Raw genomic sequence first — 17,450 nt, forward strand, 5'->3', positions numbered from 1 at the left:
TTAGAGCATAACTTTTTAATGGAAGAATTATTATTTTCGAACCAGTTCAATTTCAAATAATTTTCCCCAATTTTTTCCAGTAACAAAAAGACGGTTGGTTTTTGCATCAAAAGCAATCCCATTCAAAACTTCATCTTCTGGTTTTAGTTTTTGTGTTTTTTCCATTTCTTTGGTCAGTCCTTTTAAATTTGCAATTCCTTCTGCGACTCCTGTTTTTGGATTGATGATGATAATGGCACTGTTGAGGTATTTATTTGCGTAAATTTTATTGTCGATATATTCTAATTCATTTAGGTTGTCCAATGCTCGATCATTGGTGTATACTTGAATAGAACGAATTTCTTTTTGTGTATCGGGATCCAAAAACCAAATTTTATGAGTGCCATCAGATTTTATCAATTCGGTTTCATTGTGAGTTAATCCCCATCCTTGTGTGCTTTTGCCATATTGAAATTCTTTTTCTTGCTCAAAGGTTTCTAAATCGTAGACAAAACCTTTTTTGTTTTGCCAAGTCAACCAGAAGATTTTGCCATCCATTATGGTCATTCCTTCCCCAAAGTACCTGTTGGACAAGTCAACAGATTGTAAAACCTTTCCTGTTTTTAGTTCCACTTTTCTTAGCGTAGATTCTCCTCTGTGACCAGTTGTTTCATATAAGAAACCATTGTAGAATTCTAAGCCTTGAGTATATGCTTTTGTATCGTGAGGGTAGGTATTGATAATTTTGTAGGTATAAATGCTTGGTTTTTCTGTAGGAAAAATCTCAAAAGAACCCTTCTTCTTATTTGTTTTTCCAGGATAAAAACTCAAGGCAGTAACCGAATGTTTTCCAATGCCTAAATTTGAGGTGTTGAATTGTGCAAGATTATCTGTAGATGAAATCCGCTGTCCATTCACAAAAAAATGAATGCTGTCTATTGGAAGATTATTGGCTTCTGTAAGTTTTAAAGTGATGGAGCTATTTGGAGAAACCTTTTTAGGAGTTTCTAGGATAAAAGTATGAGTTTCAGAACAAGCTATGGTCAGAAGTAAAAGGAAAAAAAGAGAAATAATAATGGAATAATTTTTCATTTGGTATGTAAATTTCAATGTTTGGTGTTTTGTAATGTGTAAAAAATGAGATTTAAAAGCAATTTTATATCATTAAAAGATGTCCAATTGGACATAAAAGGTCTAAGATATCAAATAAAAACAATTTATTTATTTGTAAACTAAAAAATAACGTTAAATTTGCATCCTCAAAATAGCAATAGTAGTTATTTAGAGTTTGTGAAGCCTTACCAACTTTCACATGTGCAAACATAACATTAAAGTATTAAAATTATATACAATGAGAAAAGGAATTCATCCAGAAAATTATAGAATGATTGCTTTTAAAGATATGTCTAATGGAGATGTATTTTTAACGCGTTCTACTGCAGACACAAAAGAAACTTTAGAAGTTGAAGGTGTAGAGTATCCTTTAGTAAAATTAGAGATCTCAAGAACATCTCATCCATTTTACACTGGTAAATCTAAATTAATTGATGCAGCAGGTCGTATCGATAAGTTTAAAAGCAAATACGCAAAACTTAAAAAGTAATCTTTTTAGAATTGTACAAAATAGAAACTCTAACATTCATTTGTTAGAGTTTTTTTTGTGGTTTAAATATTGCGCAACATAAAGTTCATAAAAATAGTTCTCTCAGTATTTTTGCCATGTTGCTAGCTTCAGGCACTCTTCCCATCAGCCCCCTTTCCTGTCCCCCAAGCTTAGGGTGATTTATTTAATAGAAGAGGATTTTCTTCTTGTAATCCTCCAAATTAATCTCTTCATTTATTACAGAAAAAAGAAAGCGACACTCTTAGTGCCGCTTTGAATGTTTTCACAACGGAATAATCCTTATTGTGAATTGATTTCAAAATGTACCCAAATATATAAAAAATAATTAATTATATTTTATATATTTATGGTTTTTGAATAAACATTATATTATTGAAAGAGTACATATATGTTTTTAATGGTAAAAAAAATAATACAATGAAAAGGAACTTAGGATTAGATGTTGGAACCAATTCAATTGGATGGGCTTTAATAACTCAAGATTTTGAAAGAAAAAAAGGAGAAATTAATGGCTTAGGCTGTAGAATAATTCCCATGTCACAAGATGTACTAGGGAAATTTGATTCAGGGCAATCTCATTCACAGACAGCAGAAAGAACAGGTTATAGAGGTGTTCGTCGTTTGACTCAAAGAAATTTATTACGAAGAGAACGGCTTCATCGAGTTCTAAATATTTTGAATTTTTTACCAAAACATTATGCGAATGCCATAGATTTCGAAAAATATTTTGGACAATTTAAAAAGGGGCAAGAAATAAAATTAAACTACAAGAAAACAATTGAGGGAAAATATGAATTTTTATTTATGAATTCATTTCAGGAAATGACAAATGAATTTTTAGAAAAAAAACAAAACTCTAAGATTCCATTAGATTGGACACTGTATTATTTACGAAAAAAAGCACTTACTAAAAAAATAAGTAAAGAAGAATTATCTTGGGTACTATTAAACTTCAATCAAAAAAGAGGGTATTATCAGTTAAGAGGTATGGAAGATACTGACGGTGAAAAAGAAAAAAACAAAACTTTCGAAACTCTATTCGTATCTGAAATAAAAAATTCAGGAGAGGTCATAAAAAAAACAGGAGCTGTTTTGTATGATGTTTATTTTGATAATGGATGGAAATATGAAAAGCAAGTTACAAAACCTGAAAATTGGCTACATAAAACAAAAGAGTTTATTGTAACCACATCTTTACTTAAAAATGGAGAAGTAAAAAGAAGTTTTAAAATTGTTGATTCTGAGAAAGATTGGATGGCTATAAAAGAGAAAACAGAACAGGATATAAAGAAGAGTAATAAAACGGTAGGAGAATATATTTATGAAACACTTCTGCAGAATCCAAAACAAAAAATACGTGGTAAGTTAGTTAAAACCATTGAACGAAAATTCTATAAAGAAGAGCTACATAAAATTTTAAAGACTCAAGTAACATTCCATCCAGAGTTAAAAGACAGAAGTCTATATGAAGCCTGTTTAAATGAATTATATCCAAGAAACGAAGCACATCAAAATAACATAAAAAACAAAGATTTTGAATACTTATTGATAGATGATATTATTTTTTATCAGCGTCCTTTAAAAAGTAAAAAATCTACAATTTCTAATTGCCCTTACGAAACAAGGAAGTTTTATAAAAATGGAGTAAAACAAGCACCTCAGCCTTTAAAATGCATTCCAAAATCACATCCTCTATTTCAAGAATTTCGGTTGTGGCAATTTTTAAGAAATTTAAAAATCTATCAAAAGGAAAGCAATGAAAAAGGTAAATTAGATATAGATGTAACTGATACTTTTTTTGAGAACGAAACAGATTGGGTCAATTTATTTGAGTTTTTAAACACTACGAAAGCTATAGAACAGAAACAGCTTATTGAATATCTTATAGGTATTGATAAAATTGAGAAACGGAATAAAACAAATTACCGATGGAACTATGTAGAAGATAAGAAATACCCCGCCAACGAAACTAGAGCAACTTTTTTATCACGCTTAAAGAAAATAGAAAATCTACAGATTGATGAATTCTTATCCAAAGAAGTTGAATACAGATTATGGCACATTATTTATTCTGTAAAGGATAAAAAACAATACTGTACGGCATTAAAAACATTTGCCCAAAAAAACAATATAGAGGAAGTTTCGTTTGTGGAGAGTTTCTTAAAATATCCTCCTTTCAAAAATGAATATGGCGCTTATTCAGAAAAAGCAATTAAAAAACTATTGCCCTTGATGCGAATGGGAACGTATTGGGATGAAACTAAAATTCCTAAGAAAGTAAAAAATAGAATTAGCAATATTCAAGAGCGGTTAGAAAGCATTGATTATGATAAAGAGGTTTTTGAAAAAGATAAAAATGACCGATTAAAAACCATCGTTGATGATGAAATCCCAAAGCAATTTGTAAAAAGTTTTATTTCGTTTAAAAATAAAAATCCATTAACAGGACTAAATACCTATCAAGCTTGCTATGCTGTTTACGGAAGGCATTCCGAAGTTGGAACTATTAAAAAATGGAATTCACCCTCAGACATTACAGCCTACTTGGATGAATTTAAACAACATAGCTTGCGAAATCCAATCGTCGAGCAAGTTGTTACAGAAACGTTACGAGTCGTAAGAGATATTTGGCAACATTTTGGTAATGGAGAAAAAGATTTTTTCAATGAAATTCATGTTGAGCTTGGAAGAGAAATGAAAAATTCTAGTGACAAACGAAAAAGAATGTCTGATAGAAATACAGAAAATGAAAACACCAATACCAGAATAAAATCGCTTTTAGAGGAACTGAAATTAGAATCTAATGATGATATACGTCCGTATTCCTCAAGTCATCAAGAAATTTTAAAAATTTATGAAGAAGGTGTTTATCAAAATCCAGAAGTTAATTATCAAAAGCTAACGGAGGATGAAATTCTCAAAATTCGAAAGAACAGTTCGCCATCAAAAGCAGAAATTAGTAGGTATAAATTATGGCTAGAACAAGGTTATATTTCGCCTTACACAAAAGAAATTATTCCATTAAGCAGATTGTTCTCAATTGATTATCAAATAGAACATATTATTCCACAATCACGCTATTTTGATAATTCATTGTCAAATAAAATAATTTGTGAAAGCGAAGTAAACCAGCTAAAAGACAATCGTACCGCCTATGAATTTTTAAAAGATGAAAACGGACGCATCGTTGCTTTGAGTAATGGTAATTCTGTGAAGCTATTGAACATTGAGCAGTACGAAGACCATTGTTCTCAATACTTTAAAAAGAACAGAACAAAGCTTAAAAATCTATTATCAGAAGACATACCAGAAGGGTTTATAAACCGTCAATTGAACGACAGTAGGTATATAAGTAAACTTATTAAAAGTTTGCTGAGTAATATTGTTCGTGATGATGGTGAAAAAGATGCTACAACAAAACGATTGATTCCTGTTACAGGTGCAATTACCTCTAAACTGAAACATGATTGGGGCTTAAATGATAAATGGAATGAAATAATAACACCAAGGTTTAAACGCTTAAATACGTTAACAAATACCAACGATTTTGGGTATTGGGATGATAAAATTAATGCGTTTAGAACACAAGTGCCAGATGCTATTTCAAGAGGGTTTAATAAAAAAAGAATCGACCATAGACACCATGCTTTAGATGCTTTAGTTATTGCGTGTTGCACTCAAAAACACACAAATTATTTAAGCGCATTACATGCAGAAAAGGAAAATTTTGGATTGCGTGACAGTTTATTAATTAAGAATGAACAGGGGCATTATACAAAACATTTTCAAATACCTTGGAACAATTTTGCTATAGAAGCCAAAGCGCAGTTAGAAAAAACGATTGTTAGTTTTAAGCAAAATTTGAGAGTGATCAATAAAACGAATAATAAAACATGGCAATGGGTACCTCAAGAAAATGGTGCTTTTAAAAAAGAATTAGTTAAGCAAACAATAGGAAATAATTGGGCGATTAGAAAGCCAATGCATAAAGAAACCGTTTCTGGGTTCGTTAAAATTAAAAAAGATTAAAAAAGGAACGAGTAACCTTTTAAGTTATTTAGACAAGGCAGATCTTATTGTAAATAAAAGCATTAGGGAGAAGGTAAAAAGTCTATCTGTTGTTTTTGATGGGGATTTAAAACGGATACAAAAGCATCTAAAAGAGAGCCCTTTATTAATAAACCAAAGTGAAGTGACTAAGGTTCGTGTTTTTGAATGGACAACTAACGCTACCGCTACAAGGGTGGCATTGTCAGAAAAATTTACAAGAAAACAATTGGAGGCAATAACAGATAGTGGCATTCAGGCTATTTTAGAAAATCATTTAAAAAATTATATCGATGATAAAAATGATGAGCGCTTTGATTTAGCGTTTAATACTGATGGTGTGGAAGCTTTGAATAAAAACATCCAAATATTAAATAATGGTAAAAAACACCAACCCATTTACAAAGTACGTTTGTACGAAGAGGGTAGCAAATTTAAGATTGGACAAACTGGTGCTAAAAATAATAAGTTTGTTGAGGCTGCAAAAGGGACTAATTTATTTTTTGCAGTTTATTATGATGAAAGTAAACAAAAAAGAGTGTTTGAAACAATACCATTAAATGAGGTTATTGAGCATCAAAAACAAACAGCTCATTTACCTAAAGATAAAAGACTTCCCATTCAGCCAGATAATACCAAAGGAAACTTTCTTTTTTCACTTTCACCTAACGATTTGGTTTATGTCCCTAATGATGAAGAATTAGAAAACACCTCTTTGGTAGATTTTAATAATTTATCAAAGGATCAGGTTTCAAGAATTTATAAAATGGTTAGCTCTACAGGGAATCAATGTTTTTTTATAAGAGCAGATATTGCAGTCTCTATCAAGAATAAATTTGAATTTTCAAGCTTAAATAAAATGGAGAAAAGTTTAAATCAGCTAATGATAAAAAATAGGGCTTGGAAATTACAGCTGGATAGATTGGGGAATATTATCGACATTATTATTTAAAATGATAAAACGAACTATCTATATTGGCAATGCTGCCTATTTAAAACTGAAGCAAAATCAAATGCTGATTCAGGATGCCGAAACCAAAACGACAAAAGGGAGTGTACCTATTGAAGATATGGCAGTGTTGGTTTTGGATCATTTTCAAATCACTATTAGCAATCAATTACTCATTCGTTTACAGGGGAATCATGTGGCGGTTGTTAGTTGTGATGCACATCATTTGCCGTTAGGGCTAATGTTGCCGTTGTATGGACATTCAGAATATTCCGAACGGATCAAATACCAATTACAAGCTTCTGAGCCTTTAAAAAAGCAATTATGGAAACAGACGGTTGAGCAGAAAATAAAAAACCAACAGTTACTTTTAGCATTAAACAATAAAAAAAACAAACCGATGCTTGACTATGGCTTAGACGTGAAAAGTGGCGATGCTACAAATAGAGAAGGAATGGCGGCTCAATATTATTGGAAGCATTTATTTGATGATTTTTCAAGAAGCCGTTTTGGGGAAGAACCGAACAACTTATTGAATTTTGGATATGCCATTTTGCGCAGTATTGTTGCCAGAGCTTTAGTAAGTAGTGGTTTGTTGCCCGTTTTAGGGATTTACCACCGTAATAAATACAACCCTTATTGTTTGGCAGATGATATCATGGAGCCATACAGACCTTTTGTAGATAAATTAGTTTTTAATTATGTTTCTATACATGGTACTCAAGAGGAATTAACAAAAGAAATAAAAGCGCATCTTTTGACGATAGCAACGCAGGATGTAAAAATAGACGGCATTGTTAGACCTTTATTAATAGCTGTCACCTCCACTACGGCCAGTCTTTATAAATGCTATACAGGAGAATTAAGACTCATAAAATATCCTGTACTAGATTGATTGTTTATTGATGCGAACCGAAAATCGTTTTAACGCTTATCGAATTATGTGGGTACTTGTGTTTTTTGACTTACCAACCGAAACTAAAACAGAGCGAAAAGCGGCCAGCCAATTTCGGAAAAAATTAATTGATGACGGATTTACGATGTTTCAGTTTTCTATTTACCTACGGCACTGCCCTAGCAGAGAAAATGCAAAAGTACATACCAAACGTGTAAAAAGGAGTCTTCCCAAGCATGGTAAGGTGTGTATTTTAGAAATAACTGACAAACAGTTTGGAAATATGGAACTATTTCATGGAATTAAAGAAGTAGATATGCCGCAACCATCACAACAATTACAATTGTTTTAAATGGATTAGAAATAAAAAATTATCCAAATCAATCATTTTAAATTTGAGATGTGGGTGTTTTTTTGATTTCAAAAAAGAATCCCGATGGCTTGATTTTACTCAGTACAACGGGATTGACCTTGTGAATTCTCACATAAAAATACAAATTGAAATCAAATCACAACAGATTTTGTAGCTGCATAACTAATCAAAGCCTTGTGAATTCTCACATAAAAATACAAATTGAAATCAAATCACAACAACATAAAAAAATGACTTTAACAGCTGATCCTTGTGAATTCTCACATAAAAATACAAATTGAAATCAAATCACAACAAAGTAGTTCCACTACCACAAAAGCAGTCACTTGTGAATTCTCACATAAAAATACAAATTGAAATCAAATCACAACTAAGTATCTGATTATTAGAATATTAAAATTCTTGTGAATTCTCACATAAAAATACAAATTGAAATCAAATCACAACATAGGCAGTAGGTTATTTGCAGCCCCTTCACTTGTGAATTCTCACATAAAAATACAAATTGAAATCAAATCACAACACCCCACCTTTTGTTTTAAAGGTTTCGTGGCTTGTGAATTCTCACATAAAAATACAAATTGAAATCAAATCACAACAATACTTTCATCATTAAACTCACGTTCGGCCTTGTGAATTCTCACATAAAAATACAAATTGAAATCAAATCACAACGGACTGCTGAAACTAATTATATTTTTAGAACTTGTGAATTCTCACATAAAAATACAAATTGAAATCAAATCACAACATAGTCGTTTTTTATTCATTTTCAATACACCTTGTGAATTCTCACATAAAAATACAAATTGAAATCAAATCACAACGGAACAAGTGGGATTAAAACCACAAGCCAACTTGTGAATTCTCACATAAAAATACAAATTGAAATCAAATCACAACAGACTAATTGAAATAAAAATGAGAGAACTCTTGTGAATTCTCACATAAAAATACAAATTGAAATCAAATCACAACTGAGTGTTCTAAATGATTATAGATACTTCCCTTGTGAATTCTCACATAAAAATACAAATTGAAATCAAATCACAACGAAGGATTTGCATGACAATCAGCTCAATGCCTTGTGAATTCTCACATAAAAATACAAATTGAAATCAAATCACAACAAGAAGGTTACAGAGATTACACTGACATTACTTGTGAATTCTCACATAAAAATACAAATTGAAATCAAATCACAACTGATGTAAAAGAGATTCGAGAGGAGTGTTTCTTGTGAATTCTCACATAAAAATACAAATTGAAATCAAATCACAACAGATAATAATAAAATGGATGTGTACGAAAGCTTGTGAATTCTCACATAAAAATACAAATTGAAATCAAATCACAACAGAAGCAACAACAACAACAAAATCATTGCAAACTTGTGAATTCTCACATAAAAATACAAATTGAAATCAAATCACAACCTTTGGCAGATGATTTACTTCCTTCGTAATCTTGTGAATTCTCACATAAAAATACAAATTGAAATCAAATCACAACATAGGCAGTAGGTTATTTGCAGCCCCTTCACTTGTGAATTCTCACATAAAAATACAAATTGAAATCAAATCACAACTAGCTCACTTCATGATTAAACTTTATTTCTCTTGTGAATTCTCACATAAAAATACAAATTGAAATCAAATCACAACCGAAACATATTCACTTATGATGCAGGCAAACTTGTGAATTCTCACATAAAAATACAAATTGAAATCAAATCACAACTTGCAACCATTGTTCCATTAATGCCAAATCCTTGTGAATTCTCACATAAAAATACAAATTGAAATCAAATCACAACGGGACGCCACTAGGGACGACACGTTAAAATCTTGTGAATTCTCACATAAAAATACAAATTGAAATCAAATCACAACAAAGTCGTTTTTTATTCATTTTCAATACACCTTGTGAATTCTCACATAAAAATACAAATTGAAATCAAATCACAACAGCTCCGTTTTTAATAAATTGAGAAGCTTTCTTGTGAATTCTCACATAAAAATACAAATTGAAATCAAATCACAACGGATTATTAATAGATGAATTTGGGTCTACCCTTGTGAATTCTCACATAAAAATACAAATTGAAATCAAATCACAACTAAATAAAGAGATAATTATGGTGTTGACTACTTGTGAATTCTCACATAAAAATACAAATTGAAATCAAATCACAACCCAATTTAATTGGATCTGGTAATGGGTGTGCTTGTGAATCCTCACATAAAAATACAAATTGAAATCAATTCACAACAGATAATTTAGATTATTAATTAGTAATAAAAATAATTGCTATTAATAAAAAAAAATATTGATAAAAAATAAATTAAACCGTAGCTTCACTCGATAAGTCTTTTTGAATAGTCCTTTTAGATGCAAAAGTGAATTCTGACAGATCTATGAATACAACTTTTGTGTCCAATTCATTTTGCGTTGTCACTAAATACCATTCAGCAAATAGTTTGCGTTTTGCCAACAGCCTTTTGCTTCTTTGCATTTTTTCTAGATTTTGATTTAACTTATTTTCTTTTAAATATTTTTCAAACTCTATATGTAGGTCAACTATTTTTCTGAACTCAATAAACAATTCTTCAACAGATTTTTCTACATCATGATTATTGATGTAATCTTCTGCAGATTTTAATATGTTTATCTCTTTACTCATTTTTTTGTATTTTTGCATTTATGCAAGAAGAACTTACAGATAAAATGCATTCTGAATTCACTATTGATTCTGAAACTGAAATCTCTCACAAAGTACATGCAGCATGTTCTGTTGTAAAAGATGGTGTTTTTGAATTAGATGAAGCTTTAGAAGTATATGATATTACTAAAGCTCAATATGATAAGTATTCACCAAAATGGTTGAGGCTTATTTCTTAAACAAATAATTCAAAAATCTTTCTTTTTCATCTTTATTATTTAGGTTTATTTCACCAAACCAATCTGAACCTAATAGTATTTCTTTAGATCCTTTTACTTCAACTATTTTATACATTGGAATACAAATTGAAATCAATTCACAACTAAAGCTAATAAATCAAAAGTTTTGGCAGATGTGGAAAAGCATCTATTAAACGAAACTTATAATTCTCAAAAAACAGGTTTAGTTGATGCTATTGTAAATAATTCTAAACGGACTAAAGAATATGTAACAGAGTTTGTACGCTTAGCATTGGTGCATGAAGAGTATGGGTATAGTGAGCTATTGAAGTTAGATAAAAATTAAAAACCAAAAACAAGTAATTCTTCTTTGAACTGCTTATGAACTGCTTCTTTTAATTTAGAATCATTTGTTAGTTCTGAAAGGTCTAAAAAATCTTTAATTCGAGTTTCTATTGAAATAATTTTGTTATAATCTTCAGCAGATTCAGAAATGCCAAATTCACCAACAATAATGTCTAGATTTGTTGTTAAGTCAAAAATCGTTGACTTTCTAAGATTATGATTAGAAAAACTCATATCTTCAAATATAATAAAAAAATAATATGGATGCTAAATCGTTTTTAAACGAAATTTTAAAAGATGTTGAAGTCGATTTAACTCAAGCGTTTGATCGTAATTTTGAGAACAAATCTTTTTTTAATAAAAAGTGGATAACCACCAAACACGCCAATAGCAGAGGGTCTTTGCAATTGAGATCCTGGCGGCTCAGAAATAGTACTTAAAGTAATAACTCTAATGGCCGTATTAGTTGGACTAGCAACTTGCCTTATGCGAGCATTCATAACGAGGGCGGCTAAATTGTGGTGACACAAAAAATAAAACGTTTTTTTTGGACCATGTTCAATAAGTCGAGCAATGCCGTGTTATTTAGGGTGAAAAAGAAAATATCAGCCAACACAAAAATAAACAGAGCTTTGAATGCTGAAGCGGCGAAATGGAAAGCGATGGCACTGCTGGAAGTCGGCACTAAAATGAAAATTGAAGAACGGAGTTTTATTGGCTTTGATCCGGTTGTAGAAATGCGAACTTGTGAATCCTCACATAAAAATACAAATTGAAATCAATTCACAACAGATAATTTAGATTATTAATTAGTGATAAAAATAATTGCTATTAATAAAAAAAATATTGATAAAAAATAAATTAAACCGTAGCTTCACTCGATAAGTCTTTTTGAATAGTCCTTTTAGATGCAAAAGTGAATTCTGACAGATCTATGAATACAACTTTTGTGTCCAATTCATTTTGCGTTGTCACTAAATACCATTCAGAAAATAGTTTGCGTTTTGCCAACAGCCTTTTGCTTCTTTGCATTTTTTCTAGATTTTGATTTAACTTATTTTCTTTTAAATATTTTTCAAACTCTATATGTAGGTCAACTATTTTTTCTGAACTCAATAAACAATTCTTCAACAGATTTTTCTACATCATGATTATTGATGTAATCATCTGCAGATCTTAATATGTTTATCTCTTTACTCATTTTTTTGTATCTTTGTTATTGTGATAGATTTAAGTAACAATCCTTTTTCTGACACTTCAGGCAACCCAGTAAAAGGGAAGGAAATTGAATGGTTAAAATGGAATTCAAAAGCAAGAAGAGAATTAAATCCCTACATTGATGCGAATGGGAAAATAATTGAATACAATTATTTTTCAAAATACATTTCTGATTGCAAAGAACAGTACCAAAAAGACTTATTGAAAATTCCAACAAATTTAAAACAGCAAATAGAAGATGACACTCGATTGCATTCTGAACGTATGCAAGTCGAAGCGACTGGTCGCCATTAAATTTCTTCCATATATACCTCAATAACATTTTCTGATTCTAATATATTTTTAACCTTATACATTGTATTTCTATTTAGCAATACTTCGCTTTCACTTTTAAATGCTGAAAAATCCTTTATTTTCTTCCTGACTTAACGTCTAATATAAATCGTACATTTCCACGAAAACCTTTCTCTGCATCATATGATGTTGATTGAAAAAACCTTTCTGTAATTGTTGTTTTGTTTTTAAATGCAAATACATACTTAGCTATATCATCTTTACCTAAGCGTACACCTCTATATGCATAGCCTTTAAATTTTGGCAGCTTAGAAAGTGAATCATCCAATACGTTTGCGTATGAATACAAAAACTCAGTATATTTCTTATTTCTAATTGTGAATCCTTACATAAAAATACAAATTATTCGCGTATTGTTATTGCATAAGTGCTCATCAGACGGCTACGCCTTGTGTGAAATCAATTTTTTTATTATTTTTGATTTTCATAAAAGTCTTTTCGAATCATGTAGGCCTGCAGCCAACCGCTGAATTTGAGGAGGCTTTTTACTTTATAAGTGTGTCTGTAATAGCTTGCAACTCTTAGTGATCATTTTTCATTAACACAACATTTAAGAAATATTTCTGATCAGAGTCAGTCATTTCATAGTAGAGCCACTTTACCTATTTCTCTCTACCTTTTCCTTCAGCTTTGGATTTGATAAGCTTGGCATTTTTATGGGTATCCTTTAAATTGTAAAACAAATTATTTCTACCTATTCGGTCTTTGTGTAGCTTGTTTAAAATTGCTCTTACATCGATTACTAAAACCGTAAAAAAGATGTTGTCTGACGTTTTATAAGTATTTACAACAACTCTCATTTTTGTAAATTCGAGAACTTCTTTTACACCAAACCTTTGAATTCTCCCGTAAAATTACAATTTGAAACAAACGAAAATCGGTGTCTATTAGAGATAATCTTCAATTGGGTTGCAAGAGCAAATCAAGTTCCGATCCCCATAGGCATCATCTACTCTACGGACTGAAGGCCAAAATTTATTCTCAGCAATATAGTCCAATGGAAAAGCTGCTTGTTTACGAGTATAGGGTAAGTCCCATTCATCTGAAGTCAACATCTCTTGAGTATGAGGGGCATTTTTCAAAGCATTGTTTTCATCCTCTTTTGTTGCATTTGTAATCTCTTCACGAATAGAAATCATTGCATCACAAAAACGGTCCAACTCGATAATACTTTCAGATTCTGTAGGCTCAATCATCATCGTTCCTCCTACAGGGAAAGAAACTGTTGGAGCGTGAAAACCGTAATCCATTAAGCGTTTTGCAATGTCTACAACCTCGATCCCTTTTTGTTTAAAATCACGACAATCAATAATCATTTCGTGGGCAGCGCGTCCTTTTTCACCTGTATACAAAGTAGGGTAATATCCTTCCAAACGCTCTTTGATGTAGTTTGCGTTTAAAATTGCTATTTTAGTTGCGGCTGTTAAGCCTTTTGATCCCAACATCGTGATGTATCCGTAGGAAATCAAACATGCCAAAGCAGAGCCCCAAGGAGCTCCAGAAATGGCTGTAATTGCTTGTTTACCTCCAGTTTTTACCATCGGGTTAGAAGGTAAAAAGGGCACCAACTGAGGAGCTACACAAATAGGGCCTACTCCAGGACCACCACCTCCATGAGGAATGGCAAAAGTTTTGTGCAGGTTTAGATGACAAACGTCAGCGCCAATAGTAGCAGGATTGGTCAGTCCAACTTGTGCATTCATATTTGCCCCGTCCATATACACTTGGCCACCATGCTGATGAATAATCTTGGTAATTTCTTGAATTTCACTTTCAAAAACACCGTGAGTTGACGGATAGGTAACCATTAAAGCTGCTAAGTTATCTGAATGCAATATTGCTTTCTCTCGAAGATCATTCAAATCAATATTTCCGTTTTCTGCAGTTTTGGTCACAATCACTTTCATTCCAGCCATTATCGCAGAAGCAGGGTTTGTGCCATGTGCTGAAGCAGGAATCAAACAAATATTTCGATTGGTATCTCCATTGTTTTGATGATAAGCTCTTATGGTCATTAAGCCTGCAAATTCTCCTTGCGCTCCTGAATTGGGTTGTAAAGAGGTCCCTGCAAAACCAGTTACGATATTTAATTGATGCTCTAGTTTTTGTAAAACTTCTTGGTAGCCTTTCGCTTGATCTAAAGGTACAAATGGGTGAATATTTCCCCATTGTGGATTGCTCAGCGGTAGCATCTCGGAAGCAGCATTTAATTTCATAGTACAGGATCCTAAAGAAATCATCGAATGATTTAAAGCCAAATCCTTGCGCTCTAATTTTTTGATATACCGCATCATATCTGTTTCAGATTGATAGGTGTTGAAAATTTTATTGTCTAAAAAAGAGGTCGTTCGACTGATGCTTTCTGGAATGACTGAAGTCACTGCTACTACTTCTGTTGATTTCAGATGAAACGCTTTTTCAAAACAGCGAACAATTGCTTTGACTTCTTTCTCACCAACCGTTTCATTGATAGAAATTGAAATGTGCTGATTGTCGATATAATTGAAATTGATCCCATTTGCTTCAGCAATTGGTTTTAGTATTTTCGCATCTGCTTCAATTAAAAGGGTATCGAAATAGATAGAATTCAATTGTTTGAAGCCTAAATTTTCTAGAGATTTGGCAACTATTTTTGTTTGATGATGAACACTGTCTGCAATGTATTGAATTCCGTCTTTCCCATGATATACCGCATACATTCCTGCCATAACTGCGAGTAAAACTTGTGCAGTACAAATGTTGGAAGTTGCTTTTTCACGTTTGATATGTTGTTCTCGGGTTTGCAATGCCATTCGTAAGGCTCTCTTTCCGTTTTTGTCTTTGGTAACTCCAATAATTCTTCCTGGAATACTTCTTTTATACGCTTCTTTGGTCGCGAAAAAAGCGGCATGTGGGCCTCCATATCCTAATGGGATTCCAAAACGTTGTGTAGTCCCAACGACTACCGAAGCACCAAATTCACTAGGAGCTTTGAGTTTTGCTAGGGATAAAATATCTGCAGCAACAGCTACTTTTATCTCGTTTTGAGTGGCTTTGGATACAAAAGCTTCATAGTCAAAAACCTGTCCATATTTTCCAGGATATTGTAAAAGAGCACCAAAAAAATCATCAGCAAAATCAAAAGTTTCGTGATTTCCAGTTATCAATTCAATCCCGATAGGAGTAGAACGTGTTTGGAGTAAGGATAGGGTTTGTGGTAAAATTTCGTCAGATACAAAGAACTTATTAGCGCCAGCTTTTTTCTTGGAACGTTCCCTAACGTCAAAAAGTAAAGCCATGGCTTCTGCAGCAGCAGTAGATTCGTCTAACAGAGAAGCATTTGCCAATTCCATTCCCGTAAAATCGCAGATCATGGTTTGGAAATTTAAAAGCGCTTCCAAACGTCCTTGAGCTATTTCTGCTTGATACGGTGTATAGGCGGTATACCAGCCTGGATTTTCTAGAATATTTCGCTGAATAACACTCGGTACAATCGCTTCGTGATATCCTAAACCGATATATGTCTTCAAAACTTTATTCTTTTCTGAAAGTGCTTTGATGTGCGCTAAGTATTCATATTCGCTCATGGCAGGTTCTAAATCCAGTTCGTTTTGTAAACGAATATTGTCAGGAACGGTTTGTGCAATCAGCTGCTCTAAGTCCTCTGCTTTGATGTAGGATAACATTTGTGTTTGTTCCTCTAAGTTAGGACCAATATGTCTTCTTTGAAATGAATTCGTATTCATGAAATAAAGTTTTGTAATGACTTCTTTTTTATTTTTTTTGCACCGGTGTTGTGATGAAGAATTCGTCTAATTTTTCATCTTTCAAAAATAGGTAATAAAACAATTACTTGATCAAAACTCAAAGTAGAAAAGGCACTTAATTATGAACTATTTTTAGAGGTTATAAACAGAAAGCCTATTTTTGTGAAATGAGCTTGTTCAAACGAATCTTCGACTTTTATATAAACGCGAGTATTCACGTTGCTTTAGCGGTGTATAGTTTTGTTCGCGTTACAGAAATTTACTTCGATTTAGGCTATAATGAAAACCTTAATTATTTTATTTTTTTTGGGACAATTACGGGCTATAATTTTGTGAAATATGCTGGACTTGCAAAATTGCATCACAGAAGTCTAACACGTTCTCTAAAAGCTATTCAAGTGTTCTCTTTAGTTTCTTTTTTTGCCATGTGTTTTTACGGGTATTCCTTGCCATTACATACCCTGTTGTTTAGTATCCCATTTGGGCTAATTACATTTCTCTATGCAGTTCCTTTTGGCGTCGGTTTCCAGAAGAGCTTACGAAGTTTTCGCTATTTAAAAATCATAGTCGTTGCATTTGTTTGGTGTGGATTTACTGTTTTATTGCCCGTTTTTGATGCCCAACAAACAATCGATCTTCCTGGACTGCTTTCTGCCCTTCAACGATTCTTGATTGTGGTAGTGTTAATTCTTCCTTTTGATATTCGAGACGTTCAATATGATGCAATTTCTTTGCAAACCATTCCCAAGAAAATTGGTATCCCAAAGACAAAACGTTTGGGGTTGATTTTGATGATCATTTCTTTGGTGATGGAGTATTTTTTAGCTGCTTCAATGCAGTCAAAAAACAGTTTTCTTTTGTTCTTCTTTCTCGTATTAATTTTCTTAATGCGAGCTCAAAAAGAGCAATCCAAATACTATAGTTCTTTTTGGGTCGAAGCGTTACCTATCTTTTGGTGGCTACTTCTTTTGAGATTCCATAATTTTTAGACAATTTTTCGATTTATTTTGTGAACTTAA

The 17,450-nt window shown here is 32.1% G+C and carries 18 protein-coding genes and 1 CRISPR repeat array; of the genes, 10 read left to right on the forward strand and 8 right to left on the reverse strand.

Going from position 1 to position 17,450, the window contains the following annotated elements; all coding sequences use genetic code 11:
* Positions 1 to 30: 30 nt before the first annotated feature.
* Positions 31 to 1,071, reverse strand: coding sequence for a glutaminyl-peptide cyclotransferase (locus RRF69_RS08175; protein WP_316939328.1), 1,041 nt, complete (start codon positions 1,069 to 1,071; stop codon positions 31 to 33).
* Between the two features lie 259 nt (positions 1,072 to 1,330).
* Here RRF69_RS08175 and RRF69_RS08180 point away from each other — a divergent pair, with 259 nt between their 5' ends.
* The 5 genes from RRF69_RS08180 to cas2 all read left to right on the forward strand — a co-directional run bounded on the left by RRF69_RS08180 (position 1,331) and on the right by cas2 (position 7,846).
* Complete coding sequence (locus tag RRF69_RS08180) at positions 1,331 to 1,582, forward strand: type B 50S ribosomal protein L31 (RefSeq protein ID WP_316939329.1); 252 nt, start codon at positions 1,331 to 1,333, stop codon at positions 1,580 to 1,582.
* A 438-nt stretch (positions 1,583 to 2,020) separates the two neighbouring features.
* The gene (gene cas9, locus RRF69_RS08190; protein WP_410479454.1) at positions 2,021 to 5,632 is read left to right on the forward strand and encodes a type II CRISPR RNA-guided endonuclease Cas9; all 3,612 of its coding nucleotides are present in this window, start codon (positions 2,021 to 2,023) and stop codon (positions 5,630 to 5,632) included.
* A gap of 214 nt (positions 5,633 to 5,846) precedes the next feature.
* Positions 5,847 to 6,602, forward strand: a complete 756-nt coding sequence (locus RRF69_RS08195) for a hypothetical protein (protein WP_316939330.1) — start codon at positions 5,847 to 5,849, stop codon at positions 6,600 to 6,602.
* A 1-nt stretch (position 6,603) separates the two neighbouring features.
* A complete protein-coding gene (gene cas1 / locus RRF69_RS08200) occupies positions 6,604 to 7,494 on the forward strand; it encodes a type II CRISPR-associated endonuclease Cas1 (RefSeq protein ID WP_316939331.1) in 891 nt (296 codons plus the stop codon).
* Between the two features lie 10 nt (positions 7,495 to 7,504).
* Positions 7,505 to 7,846 (forward strand): CRISPR-associated endonuclease Cas2, encoded by a 342-nt coding sequence (gene cas2 / locus RRF69_RS08205; protein ID WP_316939332.1) that lies wholly within the window; start codon positions 7,505 to 7,507, stop codon positions 7,844 to 7,846.
* 118 nt (positions 7,847 to 7,964) lie between these two features.
* Positions 7,965 to 10,139: direct repeats of the CRISPR family, unit length 46 nt; unit sequence CTTGTGAATTCTCACATAAAAATACAAATTGAAATCAAATCACAAC.
* Between the two features lie 72 nt (positions 10,140 to 10,211).
* On the opposite strand, the gene RRF69_RS08210 is transcribed toward cas2, so the two are convergent.
* Positions 10,212 to 10,550, reverse strand: coding sequence for a hypothetical protein (locus tag RRF69_RS08210; protein ID WP_316939333.1), 339 nt, complete (start codon positions 10,548 to 10,550; stop codon positions 10,212 to 10,214).
* A 20-nt stretch (positions 10,551 to 10,570) separates the two neighbouring features.
* Here RRF69_RS08210 and RRF69_RS08215 point away from each other — a divergent pair, with 20 nt between their 5' ends.
* Together RRF69_RS08215 and RRF69_RS08220 are read left to right on the forward strand one after the other, a co-directional pair.
* Positions 10,571 to 10,768 carry a hypothetical protein gene (locus RRF69_RS08215; RefSeq protein ID WP_316939334.1) on the forward strand — a complete coding sequence of 66 codons (198 nt, stop codon included), beginning with the start codon at positions 10,571 to 10,573 and terminating at the stop codon, positions 10,766 to 10,768.
* Between the two features lie 166 nt (positions 10,769 to 10,934).
* Entirely contained in the window at positions 10,935 to 11,114 is a 180-nt protein-coding gene (locus RRF69_RS08220) for a hypothetical protein (protein WP_316939335.1), read from the forward strand.
* Here RRF69_RS08220 and RRF69_RS08225 read toward each other — a convergent pair.
* A complete protein-coding gene (locus RRF69_RS08225) occupies positions 11,111 to 11,347 on the reverse strand; it encodes a hypothetical protein (protein WP_316939336.1) in 237 nt (78 codons plus the stop codon). The genes RRF69_RS08220 and RRF69_RS08225 overlap by 4 nt on opposite strands.
* Before the next feature lie 284 nt (positions 11,348 to 11,631).
* Between RRF69_RS08225 and RRF69_RS08230 the strand changes: the two genes are divergently transcribed.
* Positions 11,632 to 11,889 (forward strand): hypothetical protein, encoded by a 258-nt coding sequence (locus tag RRF69_RS08230; protein WP_316939337.1) that lies wholly within the window; start codon positions 11,632 to 11,634, stop codon positions 11,887 to 11,889.
* 85 nt (positions 11,890 to 11,974) lie between these two features.
* Here RRF69_RS08230 and RRF69_RS08235 read toward each other — a convergent pair whose 3' ends face one another.
* Positions 11,975 to 12,229: a hypothetical protein gene (locus RRF69_RS08235; protein WP_316939338.1), complete on the reverse strand. Its 255-nt coding sequence runs from the start codon at positions 12,227 to 12,229 to the stop codon at positions 11,975 to 11,977.
* 105 nt (positions 12,230 to 12,334) lie between these two features.
* Between RRF69_RS08235 and RRF69_RS08240 the strand changes: the two genes are divergently transcribed.
* On the forward strand, positions 12,335 to 12,625 hold the full coding sequence (locus RRF69_RS08240; RefSeq protein ID WP_316939339.1) for a hypothetical protein: 291 nt from the start codon (positions 12,335 to 12,337) through the stop codon (positions 12,623 to 12,625).
* Here RRF69_RS08240 and RRF69_RS11795 read toward each other — a convergent pair.
* The 4 genes from RRF69_RS11795 to gcvP all read right to left on the reverse strand — a co-directional run bounded on the left by RRF69_RS11795 (position 12,622) and on the right by gcvP (position 16,410).
* Positions 12,622 to 12,705, reverse strand: a complete 84-nt coding sequence (locus RRF69_RS11795; protein WP_410479481.1) for a hypothetical protein — start codon at positions 12,703 to 12,705, stop codon at positions 12,622 to 12,624. The two genes, RRF69_RS08240 and RRF69_RS11795, sit on opposite strands and share 4 nt — an antisense overlap.
* A 35-nt stretch (positions 12,706 to 12,740) precedes the next feature.
* Complete coding sequence (locus RRF69_RS08245; RefSeq protein ID WP_316939340.1) at positions 12,741 to 12,953, reverse strand: hypothetical protein; 213 nt, start codon at positions 12,951 to 12,953, stop codon at positions 12,741 to 12,743.
* A gap of 334 nt (positions 12,954 to 13,287) precedes the next feature.
* Positions 13,288 to 13,485, reverse strand: coding sequence for a hypothetical protein (locus RRF69_RS08250; RefSeq protein ID WP_316939341.1), 198 nt, complete (start codon positions 13,483 to 13,485; stop codon positions 13,288 to 13,290).
* An 87-nt stretch (positions 13,486 to 13,572) separates the two neighbouring features.
* Positions 13,573 to 16,410 carry an aminomethyl-transferring glycine dehydrogenase gene (gene gcvP, locus RRF69_RS08255; protein ID WP_316939342.1) on the reverse strand — a complete coding sequence of 946 codons (2,838 nt, stop codon included), beginning with the start codon at positions 16,408 to 16,410 and terminating at the stop codon, positions 13,573 to 13,575.
* Between the two features lie 188 nt (positions 16,411 to 16,598).
* Here gcvP and RRF69_RS08260 point away from each other — a divergent pair, with 188 nt between their 5' ends.
* On the forward strand, positions 16,599 to 17,420 hold the full coding sequence (locus RRF69_RS08260; RefSeq protein WP_316939343.1) for a hypothetical protein: 822 nt from the start codon (positions 16,599 to 16,601) through the stop codon (positions 17,418 to 17,420).
* Positions 17,421 to 17,450: the final 30 nt, after the last annotated feature.

Origin of the sequence: Polaribacter sp. HL-MS24 (assembly GCF_032758595.1) — a bacterium.
In the GTDB taxonomy this organism is placed as follows: Bacteria; Bacteroidota; Bacteroidia; order Flavobacteriales; family Flavobacteriaceae; genus Polaribacter.